Annotated in this window: 16 protein-coding genes; 8 read left to right on the forward strand and 8 right to left on the reverse strand. The window is 58.8% G+C overall.

The features are described 5' to 3' along the window. The first annotated feature begins 61 nt into the window (after positions 1-61). Positions 62-1,399, forward strand: coding sequence for an NADP-specific glutamate dehydrogenase (gene gdhA, locus ACQ4OE_RS18200; RefSeq protein ID WP_430947456.1), 1,338 nt, complete (start codon positions 62-64; stop codon positions 1,397-1,399). On the opposite strand, the gene ACQ4OE_RS18205 is transcribed toward gdhA, so the two are convergent. From ACQ4OE_RS18205 to ACQ4OE_RS18220, 4 genes are all read right to left on the reverse strand, one after another. Next, positions 1,396-1,890: a GreA/GreB family elongation factor gene (locus ACQ4OE_RS18205; RefSeq protein WP_430947457.1), complete on the reverse strand. Its 495-nt coding sequence runs from the start codon at positions 1,888-1,890 to the stop codon at positions 1,396-1,398. The two genes, gdhA and ACQ4OE_RS18205, sit on opposite strands and share 4 nt — an antisense overlap. Before the next feature lie 70 nt (positions 1,891-1,960). Beyond that, positions 1,961-2,317 carry a hypothetical protein gene (locus ACQ4OE_RS18210; RefSeq protein WP_430947458.1) on the reverse strand — a complete coding sequence of 119 codons (357 nt, stop codon included), beginning with the start codon at positions 2,315-2,317 and terminating at the stop codon, positions 1,961-1,963. A 156-nt stretch (positions 2,318-2,473) separates the two neighbouring features. Then, the gene (locus tag ACQ4OE_RS18215; RefSeq protein WP_430947459.1) at positions 2,474-4,327 is read right to left on the reverse strand and encodes a DUF4105 domain-containing protein; all 1,854 of its coding nucleotides are present in this window, start codon (positions 4,325-4,327) and stop codon (positions 2,474-2,476) included. A 96-nt stretch (positions 4,328-4,423) separates the two neighbouring features. Further along, positions 4,424-4,912 (reverse strand): DUF3015 domain-containing protein, encoded by a 489-nt coding sequence (locus ACQ4OE_RS18220; RefSeq protein WP_007909797.1) that lies wholly within the window; start codon positions 4,910-4,912, stop codon positions 4,424-4,426. A gap of 301 nt (positions 4,913-5,213) precedes the next feature. Here ACQ4OE_RS18220 and ACQ4OE_RS18225 point away from each other — a divergent pair, with 301 nt between their 5' ends. Further along, positions 5,214-7,652 (forward strand): Lon protease family protein, encoded by a 2,439-nt coding sequence (locus tag ACQ4OE_RS18225; protein WP_430947460.1) that lies wholly within the window; start codon positions 5,214-5,216, stop codon positions 7,650-7,652. 312 nt (positions 7,653-7,964) lie between these two features. Beyond that, the gene (locus ACQ4OE_RS18230; RefSeq protein WP_122592773.1) at positions 7,965-8,285 is read left to right on the forward strand and encodes a hypothetical protein; all 321 of its coding nucleotides are present in this window, start codon (positions 7,965-7,967) and stop codon (positions 8,283-8,285) included. Here ACQ4OE_RS18230 and ACQ4OE_RS18235 read toward each other — a convergent pair. Then, complete coding sequence (locus ACQ4OE_RS18235; RefSeq protein WP_430947461.1) at positions 8,282-10,111, reverse strand: hypothetical protein; 1,830 nt, start codon at positions 10,109-10,111, stop codon at positions 8,282-8,284. The genes ACQ4OE_RS18230 and ACQ4OE_RS18235 overlap by 4 nt on opposite strands. Positions 10,112-10,271: 160 nt before the next feature. Between ACQ4OE_RS18235 and ACQ4OE_RS18240 the strand changes: the two genes are divergently transcribed. From ACQ4OE_RS18240 to ACQ4OE_RS18250, 3 genes are all read left to right on the forward strand, one after another. Then, entirely contained in the window at positions 10,272-10,760 is a 489-nt protein-coding gene (locus ACQ4OE_RS18240) for a TIGR00645 family protein (RefSeq protein ID WP_016773116.1), read from the forward strand. Between the two features lie 134 nt (positions 10,761-10,894). Beyond that, positions 10,895-11,200: a DUF6482 family protein gene (locus tag ACQ4OE_RS18245; protein ID WP_430947462.1), complete on the forward strand. Its 306-nt coding sequence runs from the start codon at positions 10,895-10,897 to the stop codon at positions 11,198-11,200. A gap of 122 nt (positions 11,201-11,322) precedes the next feature. Then, the gene (locus ACQ4OE_RS18250; protein WP_008078561.1) at positions 11,323-11,940 is read left to right on the forward strand and encodes an FKBP-type peptidyl-prolyl cis-trans isomerase; all 618 of its coding nucleotides are present in this window, start codon (positions 11,323-11,325) and stop codon (positions 11,938-11,940) included. Positions 11,941-12,071: 131 nt separating this feature from the next. Here the strand turns inward: ACQ4OE_RS18250 and ACQ4OE_RS18255 are convergent, their stop codons facing one another. The 3 genes from ACQ4OE_RS18255 to ACQ4OE_RS18265 form a co-directional block, all read right to left on the reverse strand. Beyond that, complete coding sequence (locus ACQ4OE_RS18255) at positions 12,072-12,329, reverse strand: PA4570 family protein (RefSeq protein ID WP_008078558.1); 258 nt, start codon at positions 12,327-12,329, stop codon at positions 12,072-12,074. A 207-nt stretch (positions 12,330-12,536) separates the two neighbouring features. Then, positions 12,537-12,878 (reverse strand): zinc ribbon domain-containing protein YjdM, encoded by a 342-nt coding sequence (locus ACQ4OE_RS18260; RefSeq protein ID WP_053123983.1) that lies wholly within the window; start codon positions 12,876-12,878, stop codon positions 12,537-12,539. 125 nt (positions 12,879-13,003) lie between these two features. Then, entirely contained in the window at positions 13,004-13,972 is a 969-nt protein-coding gene (locus tag ACQ4OE_RS18265) for a polyprenyl synthetase family protein (protein WP_034153846.1), read from the reverse strand. Between the two features lie 239 nt (positions 13,973-14,211). On the opposite strand from ACQ4OE_RS18265, the gene rplU reads away from it, so the two are divergent. After that, the gene (rplU, locus tag ACQ4OE_RS18270) at positions 14,212-14,526 is read left to right on the forward strand and encodes a 50S ribosomal protein L21 (RefSeq protein WP_003176051.1); all 315 of its coding nucleotides are present in this window, start codon (positions 14,212-14,214) and stop codon (positions 14,524-14,526) included. A gap of 34 nt (positions 14,527-14,560) precedes the next feature. Continuing rightward, positions 14,561-14,818 carry a 50S ribosomal protein L27 gene (rpmA, locus tag ACQ4OE_RS18275; RefSeq protein ID WP_007909818.1) on the forward strand — a complete coding sequence of 86 codons (258 nt, stop codon included), beginning with the start codon at positions 14,561-14,563 and terminating at the stop codon, positions 14,816-14,818. Positions 14,819-14,872: the final 54 nt, after the last annotated feature.

The raw sequence follows: 14,872 nt of genomic DNA on the forward strand, positions 1-14,872 counted from the left end.
TCGTTTGTTACAGTCCGGCCCAATCTCTTCCAACGACAATAAATTTGCCGAGACTTTTTCCATGATCGAATCCGTCGAATCCTTCCTTGCCCGTCTGAAACAACGCGACCCGGATCAACCCGAATTTCATCAGGCTGTCGAAGAAGTGTTGCGCAGTCTGTGGCCGTTTCTCGAAGCCAATCCGCATTACCTGACCTCGGGGATTCTGGAGCGTATTTGCGAGCCGGAGCGGGCGGTGGTGTTTCGGGTGTCGTGGGTCGACGATCAGGGCAAGGTCCAGGTCAATCGCGGTTTCCGCATCCAGATGAACAGCGCCATCGGCCCGTACAAGGGCGGCTTGCGGTTCCATCCTTCGGTGAACATGGGCGTGCTGAAATTCCTCGCCTTCGAACAGACCTTCAAAAATTCGCTGACCTCGTTGCCCATGGGCGGCGGCAAGGGCGGTTCTGATTTCGATCCGAAGGGCAAAAGCGACGCCGAAGTCATGCGTTTCTGCCAAGCGTTCATGAGCGAGTTGTATCGCCACATCGGCGCCGACGTTGACGTGCCGGCCGGAGATATCGGCGTTGGTGCGCGCGAGATCGGCTTCCTCTTTGGCCAGTACAAACGTCTGAGCAACCAGTTCACCAGCGTGCTGACCGGCAAAGGCATGAGCTACGGCGGCAGCCTGATTCGTCCGGAAGCCACCGGTTTCGGCTGTGTGTATTTCGCGGAGGAAATGCTCAAGCGTCGCGAGCAGACCGTCGAAGGCAAACGCGTGGCGATCTCCGGCTCCGGCAACGTCGCGCAATACGCCGCGCGCAAGGTGATGGATCTGGGCGGCAAGGTGATTTCCCTGTCCGACTCCGAAGGCACGCTGTATTGCGAGGCGGGCCTGAGCGAGGAACAGTGGTCGGCGCTGCTGGAACTGAAAAACGTCAAACGCGGACGCATCAGCGAACTGGCGACAGCGTTCGGTCTGGAATTCCGCGCCGGTCAGTTGCCGTGGTCGCTGCCGTGCGACATCGCGCTGCCGTGCGCCACGCAGAACGAACTCGACGCCGAATCTGCCCGCACGTTGTTGCGCAATGGCTGTGTGTGCGTGGCCGAAGGCGCGAACATGCCGACCACGCTGGAGGCTGTGGATATCTTTATCGAGGCCGGCATTCTGTTCGCCCCGGGCAAGGCATCCAACGCCGGCGGCGTGGCGGTGAGTGGTCTGGAGATGTCGCAGAACGCCATGCGTCTGCTGTGGACGGCGGGCGAGGTGGACAGCAAGCTGCACGCGATCATGCAGTCGATCCACCACGCTTGTGTGCATTACGGCGAAGAGAACGGGCGGATCAACTACGTCAAGGGCGCGAACGTCGCCGGCTTCGTCAAAGTCGCCGACGCGATGTTGGCGCAGGGCGTGGTTTAAGCCGGTTCGATGCGGATCACCTCGATCACTTGATCGCCGGCGGGGCGCTGCCACAGCACCTCGTCGTTGAGTCGGGCGCCAAGCAGCGCCCGGCCCAGCGGTGAAGCCCAATTGATCAGGTCGTTGTTTGCATCGGCCTGATCCTCGCCGACCAGTTGCACGCGACGTTCGGCGTCGTGTTCATCGGCATAGGTCACCCAACTGCCAATTTGCACTTTGTCTCTGGACGTTGCCGCGACGGCGACTTGCGCGCTGCTCAGGCGCTGATTGAAATAACGCAGATCCCTTTGCAGATCCGCCTGCCGTTGCTTGTCGGCCTGCTCGCCTTTGGCGGTTTGCTCGGCATGCAGGCTTTGCAGCTCGGCGACTTTCGCCTGCAACTGCGCCAGCCCCTGCGGCGTGACGTAATTGGGTTGCTCACTGACCTGCCGTTCGACGGGTTGATCGGCTTGTGCGGCGGCGTTGTCTTCGTTGACGAATGCGCGACTCATGGTGTCCTCCTCGTATGAGGTTTGGGCCATGCTCGCAGGCATTTGGTTTCACTGGATGTCTGGGAGCGACCTAGGGTGAGCGATAAGCCCGCCCGACGTCCTGATCTTTCTGTTGCTGCCAGGCGCGCTCGCGTTCGTCCCAATGCTCGTTGCGATAGTCTTGGCGATCCTTGTTTTCCAGCATCGCCTGACATTGGCGGAAACCGTCGGTCCAGCCGTCAGCGTATTGCTTGTCCTTAAGATAGCGCGGCACGTTCTTGCGAAATTCGCCGCTGATCGAGCCGGCAGCCTGGCGGCCGCTGACACAACCGTCATCGAAACCATCGGCGAAGGCCGGTGGATAACCCTTGGCGATCAAATCGTCATGAGTGGTCTGGCAACCGCCCAGCAACAGCACAATCCCCAGTAATCCTGCACACCGCCACATCGCACTCTCCCGAGCCGGTTGTCCGGCTTATGGGGAAAGTCTAGAAGGGGATTCATGAGACGGCTGTCGAAGGCGAGTGAAAAATCCATTAACACCGCAAATCCAAATGTGGGAGCGAGCAGGCTCGCTCCCACAGGGGATGTGCTGTGTTCGGGATCAGTAGTGATACCACTTCACTTCAAGCATGACTTCGGTTTCAGGCGTAGCTAGGTGGCTGAACTCACGCTGCGCACTCAGGCGCAAACCAAGATTGCGCGACAACTCCCACTGCTGATTCAGGCTCAAACTGCGCCGCACTTCGCCATTGAAGAAGTAATCGCCCTTGGCTTCCAGGCTGAGATTGCCCAGCGGGTTTTTCCACAGCACGCCGGTATTGAAGCCGCCTGCGGGAGAAACGAACTCGGCGAAGTCATTGTTGTGTTCAACCCGCACGGTGCCGAGGGCAAACCCCAGCACATCGTCGCCCAGCGCCCACGTGCCGCCACCGCCGCCATTCACATGGCTGACCAGCGTTTCGTCATCGTGTTTGCCCGGTACCCGCTCAAGGCCACCGGTAACTTGCCACGACAGCGGCTGCAATAACTCATTGCGCGGCGTCAGCGAACGAATCGTCGCCAGATCCAGTTGCTGGAACTGCCAGTGATTGCCTTCGTACTGACGCAACTTCATCTGCAAGATCTCGATCTGCGCGCCGAGCGGGAAGCTTTCGGCGTTGTCGTTGAGGTCGTGATAGGCCATGCGCAAACCGTATTCACCAAACGCGCGATCACCACGGGTGCCGAGACCGGCCTGCCAGGTGCGCGATTCGTGGCCGTCTTCAGGCAAGCCCGGTTGCGGGATATCCAGCTCAGGCGCGGGGTTCTTGTTGATCGCCCGCAGCAGTTCGAAACTGCGTTGCGCCCGTTGCGGATCACGTTCCTGGCCGTTGGCGCGATAACGCTCCAGACGATACGCCGCATCGATGATCAACGCCTGGCGGTCGCGGGGCAGGGCTTTGAAGGTCGGATCTTGCAATACCTGTTGATCGGCGCTGACTTTCAGCACCCATTGCTGTTCGTCACTGTTGAGCGGCTCGGCACGGCTGAGCAACTCACGCTCGCGGGACGGGCGATATTGGATGCTTTCCACCAGCCCGGCTTCTTTTACCGCTTTAACCGTGTCGGTGGGGATGGCGGTCAGCGGGAATTGCTCGGTCAGACGCAGGCTCGGCCGCGCGACTTGCAGCAGTTCGAGCAAACGGTACGAGCAGTTTTCATCGAAGAAGAAATAGTCGAACTGAATCTGCTTCAATTCCCACACATGTTCGACCATGCGCGCGGTTTCTTCCTGGGTCAGATTGAGCCGGTATTCCCACAGGTCGCGGTTTTCCAGGCTGCGGTATTCGGAGAGTTTTTCCTGATACGGCACCAGCGCGAACAGCCCCGGATAGCCGCCCATCAAGCCTTTCCAGGCATACAGAATGCTGTTGTCCGAGCCTTCGATGTAGGCGCCGAAGTTGATCGCGTAACTGAGCAGCGAGGTCTTGTCGGCCTGCACGTCAGCTTGGTCGATGCGCAGCAGAGTGTGGCCGAACATCGATGACGGACTGTTCAAATAAGCCGCCGGGAAGATCATCACCGCGCTGTGCGGCGAGACGTCCTTGATCCACTTTTTGTAATCGGCGCACTCGGGCGTCGGTAGGTCGGTCAGGTTCAGTTGCGCTTTCAGCCAACGGGTGCGGGCCGGGTAAACGCATTGGGCATGTTGCTCGCCGAGGCTGACCGGGGCGTACAGCGCTTGTACAGTCGCCGCCAGTTCGTGATCGGGATGTTCATTGCCGTCGGGCGCGAGAAAGAATTTCTTGTCGCTGACATAGCTGCGCCAGCCGCCAAGCTTGGCGGTTTCGTAGTGACCGAGGGAAATCCAGAAGCGGTCGTTGGCCAGTTGCTGCAAACGTTGAGGGTCGATGTTTGGCGCGGCGGACAGCGGGGCGCAGACACAGAGCGCCAGCCAGGCAAGGCGTTTGAGCATAGTCGGCAACTTGAACAGGAAAGAAATAAAAGACCCAAAGAGGGACGGGCCAAAAAAATAAAACCCGCTTCCCGAAAGAAGCGGGCGGGGTCGAGCTTAAGCCTGAGTTGCGTACTTGGCCAGACGAGGATCCGATTTCAGTACAGCCAGGGTGTTGGTATGCACGTCTTCAGCGGTCACGTCAGCTTTGCTGAAGATCTGCTGGAAGTGCTCGTGAGTCACGGCAGCGAAATGCGCGCGATCTTCCGGCGCCACGCCCAGTACCACGGCGTAAGTCGTCAGCGCTTCGCCGTTGCCTTTGGCCATGTCTTCCGACAGCTCGTTCATCATGCCATTCATGGCAAACCAGGATTTGCCGCCATAGGTCAGCGAAGCGTTGGTCGAGCAGCCGTTGGTGCCGGACGTCATACCGAACGTCGCGTTACCGGAAGTGCCGTTGGTGGTGGAAGCGAGGAAGTGAGCAGGGGTGCCACGCTGACCTTCGAACAGCATGTTGCCCCAACCGCAATCCGGGCCGCCTGGAGCTTGCGCCATTGCGTTGATGGATACAGCGGTGAAGAGAGTACCGAGAAGAATCCGTTTCATAGCTTTGTTCTCTTTGTGTGCATACCAATGGACAGGGTTCTGGCCCCCCAAGCTCTGTACGAGACAGATCAAAACGAAGCCAGTGGGCCGGTATTAGTTCCAGCCGCGCAGTTTGGAGTTTAGGCACGTTCCAGGGGTTCCGTGAGTTTTTGCAAAATATTTGGAATAAACCCCGGTTTCCGGGGGCGCGCCGCAGGGTTGGCCGGTTGTCTATGCTTTGTCACATGGCGCGCCTTGCCAGTGGGGCACGGGCAGCGCCAGAATGCCGCTATCTGCCCCGCCTGATTGTTAAGGAAGCCCGATGCCTGATCCTGTTGCTGCCAGCTTGCGTCTTGCGCCCGAAGCGCTGACCCGTCCGTTTTCCGCTGAACAGTTCAGCTTCACTACCACCAATGATCTGGAGCCCTTTCGCGGTGTGCTCGGCCAGGAACGCGCGGTCGAAGCCTTGCAGTTCGGTGTGGCGATGCCACGCCCCGGTTACAACGTCTTTGTCATGGGCGAGCCCGGCACCGGCCGGTTCTCGTTCGTCAAACGCTACCTGAAGGCCGAAGGCAAACGCCTGCAGACCCCGGCGGACTGGGTCTATGTGAACAATTTCGATGAGCCGCGCGAGCCGCGTGCACTGGAATTGCCTTCGGGCACTGCCGGCGCGTTCATCGGTGACATCAACGGCTTGATCGACAACCTGCTGGCAACATTCCCAGCGGTGTTCGAGCATCCGTCCTACCAGCAGAAGAAAAGCGCCATCGACCGCGCCTTCAACCAGCGCTATGACAAGGCCCTCGACATCATCGAGCGGCTGGCCCTGGAAAAAGACGTCGCCCTGTATCGCGACAGCAGCAACATCGCCTTCACGCCGATGCTCGACGGCAAGGCGCTGGACGAAGCCGAATTCGCCCAGTTGCCGGAAGCCGATCGTGATCGTTTCCACGAGGACATCTCCGGTCTCGAAGAGCGCCTGAACGAAGAACTCGCCAGCCTGCCGCAATGGAAACGCGAGTCGAACAATCAACTGCGTGCGCTCAACGAAGAAACCATCACGTTGGCGCTGCAGCCGTTGCTGTCGCCGCTGTCAGAGAAGTACGCCGAGAACGCTGCGGTGTGCGGTTACCTGCAAGCCATGCAGGTGTACTTGCTGAAAACTGTGGTCGAGCAACTGGTCGACGACAGCAAGACCGACGCCGTGGCGCGCAAGCTGCTGGAAGAGCAGTACGCACCGAGTCTGGTGGTCGGTCATCCGTCCAGCGGCGGTGCGCCGGTGGTGTTCGAACCGCACCCGACATACGAAAACCTCTTCGGCCGTATCGAATACACCACCGATCAGGGCGCGCTCTACACCACGTATCGGCAGTTGCGTCCGGGGGCCTTGCACCGTGCCAATGGCGGCTTCCTGATTCTCGAAGCGGAGAAAATGCTCAGCGAGCCGTTCGTGTGGGATGCGCTGAAACGCGCCCTGCAATCGCGCAAGCTGAAAATGGAATCGCCGCTCGGTGAGATGGGCCGCTTTGCGACGGTGACCCTCAACCCGCAGCACATTCCGTTGCAGGTCAAAGTCATCATCATCGGCGCGCGGTCGCTGTATTACACGCTGCAGGATCTCGATCCGGACTTCCAGGAGATGTTCCGCGTTCTGGTTGATTTCGACGAAGACATCCCGATGGTCGACGAGAGCCTGGAGCAGTTTGCCCAGCTGTTGAAAACCCGCACCTCGGAAGAAGGCATGGCGCCGCTGACCGCCGATGCGGTGGCGCGTCTGGCGACTTACAGCGCACGACTGGCCGAGCATCAGGGGCGTTTGTCGGCGCGCATTGGCGATCTGTTCCAACTGGTCAGCGAGGCGGATTTCATCCGGCATCTGGCCGGCGATGAAATGACCGATGCGGGGCACATCGAACGTGCCTTGAAAGCCAAAGCCACGCGCACTGGACGTGTGTCGGCGCGGATTCTCGACGACATGCTCGCCGGGATCATCCTGATCGACACCGATGGTGCAGCGGTCGGCAAGTGCAACGGCCTGACCGTGCTCGAAGTCGGCGACTCGGCGTTCGGTGTGCCGGCGCGGATTTCCGCCACGGTGTACCCCGGCGGCAGCGGCATCGTCGACATTGAGCGTGAGGTTAATCTCGGCCAGCCGATCCACTCCAAAGGTGTGATGATCCTCACCGGGTATCTGGGCAGCCGTTACGCTCAGGAATTCCCGTTGGCGATTTCCGCGAGCATCGCCCTGGAGCAATCCTACGGTTACGTTGATGGCGACAGTGCGTCGCTGGGCGAGGCGTGCACGCTGATTTCGGCGCTGTCGAAAACCCCGCTCAAGCAGTGCTTTGCAATCACTGGTTCGATCAACCAGTTCGGTGAAGTGCAGGCGGTGGGCGGGGTCAACGAGAAGATCGAAGGCTTCTTCCGTCTCTGCGAAGCACGCGGGCTGACCGGAGAGCAGGGCGCAATCATTCCACAGGCCAACGTCGCTACGCTGATGCTCGATGAGAAAGTGCTGGCGGCGGTGCGCGCCGGGCAGTTCCACGTTTATGCGGTGCGTCAGGCGGATGAAGCGTTGAGTCTGCTGGTCGGTGAGCCGGCGGGCGAGCCGAATGCCGACGGCGAATTCCCGGAAGGCAGCATCAATGCGCGGGTGGTCGAGCGCTTGCGCGACATCGCCGAGATGATCAGCGAAGAAGATCTCAAGGAAGCTGAGAAGGAATTGGCCCAAGAGGCGTTAGCCGAAGCCAAACCGGCCTAAACCTTAACGCGGTCAAAAACTGTGGGAGCGAGCCTGCTCGCGAAAGCGCTGTATCAGTCAACGAATAGGTTGCCTGACACTCCGCATTCGCGAGCGGGCTCGCTCCCACATTTGTTTTGTGTGAATCCATCGAAAATTCGCCACTACTCTGGCGCCAAACTTCACACAATGACCATTCGGCGCCTTCTGGTTCTATCTGGCTTGCTCGGCGGACTTTTCTTCTATTCTCAGCTCAAGGATATCGACAGTATCACTGGATCGAGCCAGTCCTCCCGTGAGGGCTGAATACCGGCTTCACCGAGGGTCGCCGCCATGTCGCGCAACCTCTGCCTCACCCGTCAATGCCTGGGTCTTGTGACCCGAATCGAATGCGCCATCAAGCCGTTGGCCGGCGATACCGGCATGTGGACGCTGCTCTTCGCCGCCGGTATGGCCGGCGAACAACCTTCCGCCATCAAAGCCCAAGGCCCGTTTCACGGACCGATTGCCGCCGAGTCGATCCTCGACACCATCGTTGAAAGTCTGACGCTGCACGGCTATGAGCTGGCCGACGATCCGCAGATCTGGAGTCTGCACCTGCAAGCTCAACTGCGGCAGATCAACGGTGGGCGTGGCCGCAGCCTCAACAGCTAGGGCGCCGTGTCGGCTGTATGCGCCTTGTCGAGCTTGACCTCGAAGCCGTATTGCACGGTGCTGAGCTCGGTTCGCTGATAGGCCTCCACATGGGTTGGATGGCCATAAAAGTAATGCACGCCAAATAACGCCGGGCCTTCTGCGCCCGCATCGTGGCTGACCGAAAGAATCTGCTTGAGGTAGTGGCCGCTGTCGTCCTTGACGAAGAAGCGCCATTCGTTGGGCGGAAACACTTTCAGGTCCGCGACCAATGTGTTGTTTTTGATTTCCAGACCTTTGGGCAACGACTGGGCGTCGTACGCTTGCTTGGCAACGGTGGCGAGAAACAGCGGCATCGAGCCGACGGCGATCGCCGGGGTTTCCGGGAACAGGTTCAGATCGTAGGTGATGGTCGCTTGCAGCGGATCGACCTGATACGCCTCGGGCGGCAGTTCGATCGGTTCGTCGAGTTTGCCGTTGTGTTTTTCGGTGAAGAACGTCACCGGGCTTTCGCCAGGGCTGAAATCGTCACCGAGCAATTCATCGTTGAAGGTGCGGCGGTGCGAAAACTCGATTCGCGCGGCGCTCGGATCTTCCACCGATTGGTGGATACGGATGCCGGCCTTCAATTGATCCTCGGTCAGGCTCGCCCCTTTGAGCCAGTTGGCAGCCTGATCGTCGTAAACCACGACGGCGGGGTCCAGCGCTTGAATGGTTTTTTCCGTGGTGTGCTGATTGAACGCGCGAATCGGCAGGTCCAGCGTTTTGCGCGTGACGGTTACCGTAGAGAAATCCAGCACGCTGACTTCGAGTGTTTCGATCGGCCCGTGGAAATAGACTTTGTTGTAGCGCCGCGGATGTTGCTGCTCGAATGCCTGCTGATCATCACTGAGCTGCTTTTCCAGGCTGTCGCTCCAGGCTTTCTGTTGTTGCAGTTGCGTCAGTTGTTTTTGGTAAAAGGTCACCTGTTCCGGGCTTTCGTTGATCGAACCGGCACGCAACAGATATTGCCCGGATTTATCGCGGGCCTGGAGGATCAGCGGATTGAGCTGGGCGCCGGCGACTTGCGGGGCCAATGGCAGGTTGTTGCTGACTTCGACTTCGGCGTAGTTGTTTTCCAGCTTAAGCAGTTTGACGCTGAGGTTGTCATTGGTGCGGGTCTGGCCAATGTCTTTCTGCGTCAGGTCAAAGCTGTAGAGGCGACGCGGCGCGATGACTTCGATCTGGCCTTGCAGGCTGACCGGTTGCGGCAGGGACTTCTTGTCCACATTCAGGCCGTCGATGAACGGGTAGGTCACCGTCAGGTCATCGGGGTTAGTGACGTTGGAACTGGACGGGCTGAGCTGGATCCCCGGGTCGGTCTCCGACCACTCTGGCTGATACGCAATCACGCGTTTGTTGCTCAACGTGACCGACTGCCATTCCACGCCATGGGGAAACAGGAAGCCGCCGGGGATGTTCAGGTTGAACGGGAACACCGGTTGCAGATCCGTCAGGTAGTCGGAGCTGGAATCCTTGTGCAGCACGAACAAGCCGTTGATGAACGTGTCGACCAAGTCCTGCGGGGCAGAGTAGTGCTTGAGCACGGCGAGGGCATCTTCGCCGTACTCGGTGCGCGGCGCGATGTCGTCGAGTTTGAGTTGCGCACGTTCCAGCAACAGCAGCGAACCGCCGAGTTCGCTGACAGCGTCCTTGAGCTTGGGGTCGGTGATGGCATCCAGTGATTGTTCGAACTTCGTGGTTTTTTCTTCAAGGCTGGCGGCGTGTTTTTCGTCGTCGGGCGAGCAACCGCCCAGCAGCAGGGCAAGGCAAATTCCGGCAGTCGTTATCGGCAATCGCACATCCATTTCTACGCGTCCTGTCCACTGTCGCTGGGCTGTCAATGGTTTGGACACTAGCAGAAAAACTTTGACACACACACGCAGGTGACGGATTTCCGGGCGGTTTATGGCGGTCACAGGTCGCTGGTATACTCGCCGCCATTTCCAGCCCCCGGTGTGAGATTCAATGGAACGCTTTATCGAAAATGCAATGTACGCCACACGCTGGCTGCTGGCGCCGATCTACATTGGCCTGTCTCTCGGGCTGCTGGCGCTGGCGCTGAAGTTCTTCCAGGAAATCATTCATATCCTGCCCAATGTATTCGCGATGGCCGAGTCGGACCTGATTCTGGTGCTGTTGTCGCTGATCGACATGGCGCTGGTCGGCGGCCTGCTGGTGATGGTGATGATTTCCGGCTACGAAAACTTCGTCTCGCAGCTGGATATCGATGAGGGCAAAGAGAAGCTCAGCTGGCTGGGCACCATGGACTCGTCATCGCTGAAAATGAAGGTCGCTGCGTCGATCGTGGCGATTTCTTCGATCCACTTGCTGCGGATTTTCATGGATGCCAAGAACGTCGATCCCGAGCATTTGATGTGGTACGTGATCATCCACATGACCTTCGTGGTCTCGGCGTTTGCCATGGGTTATCTGGACAAGGTCACCAAGCACTGATCGCTGTTTGATCGCTGCAAAAAACCGCCCGCCTGTTGCGAAACAGACGGGCGGTGTCGTTTGTGGCTTGTGCTTTGGGCCGCGCGGGCATATCCCTGTAGACGTCCGGACTTGTCACCGCTCGAGGTGTGTTCATGAATCTGCAAGAGTTGAATGCGTTTGCCATCGCCAGGAAGGTCGATGAGCTGAACCTGATCTCCATGGAAGGCGGGATCTATCTGCTCGAAGCACGGATGCACGGGGCGGCTTATCCGCTACACGATCTCAAGGGTGGGATGCTGACCCTGCGCTCGGTCGAGCATGCGCGGGATTTGCTGCATGCGTTTCCGGTGCTGCCATTCAACCTCGTACACACCTCGGTACACGATGAAATGTGTGGCCTGGGACCCAGCAGCGAGGAAAGTCTGAAAGTGCCGCTGGCCTGGCGTTCAGCCCTGTAGGCCTTGCGCGCCATCGCCTGAGCATCTGTGCTAGTCTGCTCGCCCTTTTGGTTCCGGGCGCGCCGGGACGCGCTGTGCACGCACGGCACGTCTTGTGGCCGTCCGCACAGCGGAGCAGTGTCATGTCCGAAGTAAATCTGTCCACCGACGAAACCCGCGTCAGCTACGGCATTGGCCGTCAGTTGGGTGACCAGCTGCGCGACAACCCGCCACCGGGCGTTAGCCTGGACGCCATCCTGGCTGGCCTGACCGACGCGTTCGCCGGTAAGGAAAGCCGTGTTGGTCAGGAAGAAATGTCCGCCAGCTTCAAGGTTATCCGCGAAATCATGCAAGCCGAAGCAGCTGCCAAAGCTGAAGCCGCTGCTGGCGAAGGCCTGGCCTTCCTGGCTGAAAACGCCAAGCGTGACGGCATCACTACTCTGGCTTCCGGCCTGCAGTTCGAAGTGCTGACTCAGGGCGAAGGCGCCAAGCCGACCCGTGAAGACCAAGTGCGTACTCACTACCACGGCACCCTGATCGACGGCACTGTGTTCGACAGCTCCTACGAGCGCGGCCAGCCTGCAGAATTCCCGGTTGGCGGCGTGATCGCTGGCTGGACCGAAGCCCTGCAACTGATGAATGCCGGCAGCAAATGGCGCCTGTACGTGCCGAGCGAACTGGCTTACGGCGCTCAAGGCGTTGGCAGCATCCCGCCGCACAGCGTTCTGGTGTTCGACGTCGAGCTGCTGGACGTTCTGTAATATCTTGCCTGCCTTGATGGCGGGCTAATGTAGAAGTGAGCCTGCTCGCGTTGGCGGTCTGACAGCTAACAAATGTGTCGGATGTTAAGCAGTTTTCGCGAGCAGGCTCGCTCCTACAGTTTTACCGGGTTTCATATTTCGATCTTGTGATGCAGTTCATGGGTCGGGCGCAACGCCCGGGCATAGCAGAACAGGAAAAGATTGCGCACCAGCTCCTTGAGCACCAGCGGCTCGCTGGAATTCAGGCTGCTGACATCCAGATCCCCTTGATCTTGCAGCTCATGCAGGGCTTCTTCTTCAAGCACTGCACAGACTTCACCGGTCTCCCGATGGAGGATTCTGAGGTAAGGGTGTGGGCGATCCAGCCAAGCATCGATCAAATAAGTCATGGTTCTCATTTCCTTGAAAGGGTTTCAATGAGAATAATTCTTATTCGTCAAATAGCAAGCGCCTATTGGCGGATTGCGAATTTTTCCGGGTAAAGATTGCGTAAGGTCAAAACGGCTGGCGTTTGGCTATTGCGCGGTTTTTGCTGGGGTGTAGCGGGGAGGGCGAAGCTCCATCCCACGGCGGGCGCGGGATGGATGACAGCAGAATCAGACTTTTCTGACGAACTCGGATTTGAGTTTCATCGGGCCGATGCCGTCGATCTTGCAATCAATGTCGTGGTCGCCATCGCACAGACGGATGTTCTTGACCTTGGTGCCGACCTTGACCACCAGCGAGGTGCCCTTGACCTTCAGATCCTTGATCACGGTGATGGTGTCGCCGTCCTGCAGGACGTTGCCGACCGAATCTTTTTTCACGGTGTCATCGGAGGCTGCTTCGGCTTCGCCGCTGGCAGACCACTCGTGGGCGCACTCCGGGCACACCAGTTGGGTACCGTCTTCGTAGGTGTATTCGGAATTGCATTTCGGGCAGGGTGGCAACGTGCTCACTAAGGCTCCTTGGGTGTGGATCGCTAAAAGTCGCACATTGTATAGGGTTTTAATCGCAAGAGGGCAGGCAACAAAAAGCCGCAGGCTTCAAAGGAAGGCTGCGGCTTTTGCTGAACCAGGCAGAATCAGTGCGTACGCGCGACCGCAAACTCGCTCAGTTCAACCAGCGCATCGCGGTATTCGCTGGCCGGCAGCGCTTCGAGGCACTTGATCGCGCGGGCCACGTAATCACGGGCCAGTTGCGCGGTGTATTCCAGCGAACCAGAAGCTTCCACAGCAATGCGGATGCTTTCCAGGTCTTCGATCCCGCCTTTCTGGATCGCCTGGCGCACCAGTGCAGCCTGTTCAGCCGTACCTTCACGCATGGTGTAGATCAGCGGCAGAGTCGGCTTGCCTTCAGCCAGATCGTCGCCGACGTTCTTGCCCAGGGTTTCGGCGTCGCCCTTGTAGTCGAGCAGATCGTCGACCAGTTGGAACGCCACACCGAGGTGATCGCCGAACGTGCGCAAGGCTTCGCTCTGCTCGGCGGTGGCACCGGCCAGTGCCGCGGCACTGTGGGTCGAAGCTTCGAAGAGCATTGCGGTCTTGCCGCGGATGACTTCCATGTAGGTTTCTTCGGTGGTGCTGGCGTCGCGAACCTTCGACAACTGCAACACTTCGCCTTCAGCGATGATGCGCGTGGCCTGGGAGAGGATCTTCATCACCGGCATCGAGCCCAGCTCGACCATCATTTCGAACGAGCGCGAGTACAGGAAATCGCCGACCAGAACGCTCGGGGCGTTGCCCCACATGGCGTTGGCAGTCGAGCGGCCACGGCGCATGCCGGACATGTCGACGACGTCGTCATGCAGCAGGGTCGCGGTGTGCAGGAATTCGATGGTGGCAGCCAACAGGCGCATGTCGTCGCCTTCGCGACCCAGGGCCTTGCCACACAGCAACACTAATAAAGGACGCAGACGCTTGCCGCCGGCCGAGGTGATGTAATCGCCGATTTTCGATACCAGCGGTACTCGGGAAGTCAGCTGCTTCTTGATGATGCCGTCGACGGCGCTAAAATCGTCCGCCACCGCGCGGTAGAAAGCTTGGGGTTGCATCAGCGAGAGTCGCTCCAGAAGGGTTGCGCGGCATGCTAGGACCCCCGTCCAGACCTGTCAAGGCGCGATGGACGGCTACTTGCAAGCCTGCCGCGCCTTGCGTACAATCGCGCACCCTGAACTTCCTGGGCAGCACCTGCCTTACGCAATTGCAACAGGCCTTCCAGCCCAATGCAGCCATGCCAGCCAATACCTCTTCTTATAAAGAGCTGGGTGAGCAGGATTATCGGAGAAATACCATGTCTTATGCAGTAATCGTTACTGGCGGCAAGCAGTACAAAGTCGCCCCAGGTGAATACCTGAAGATCGAAAAACTGGAAATCGCTACCGGCGAATCCGTTACCTTTGATCGCGTTCTGTTGGTTGCCAACGGCGACGACGTGAATATCGGCGCTCCAGTTGTTGCTGGCGCTACCGTTGTGGCTGAAGTGATCTCCCAAGGTCGTCACGATAAAGTCCGCATCATCAAGTTCCGTCGTCGTAAGCACCACATGAAGCGTATGGGCCACCGCCAGTGGTACACCGAGATCAAAATCACCGGTATTCAGGCTTAATTTCAGCCTAATTCCTCACTAGGAGAATTGACTCATGGCACACAAAAAAGCTGGTGGTAGTACCCGTAACGGTCGCGACTCAGAAGCCAAACGCCTTGGCGTGAAGATGTATGGCGGCCAGGTCATCAAGGCCGGCAACATCATCGTGCGTCAGCGCGGCACCCAATTCCACGCTGGTTACGGCGTTGGCATGGGTAAAGATCACACCCTCTTCGCGAAAATCGAAGGCGTGATCAAGTTTGAAGTAAAAGGCGCGTTCAACCGCCGTTACGTGAGCGTAATCGCGGCTTAATCGCGAGATCGCTGGAGAAGCCCTGTCTTGCGACGGGGCTTTTTCGTTTGTGGG

It is taken from the genome of Pseudomonas sp. WC2 (assembly GCF_050586545.1).
In the GTDB taxonomy this organism is placed as follows: domain Bacteria; phylum Pseudomonadota; class Gammaproteobacteria; order Pseudomonadales; family Pseudomonadaceae; genus Aquipseudomonas.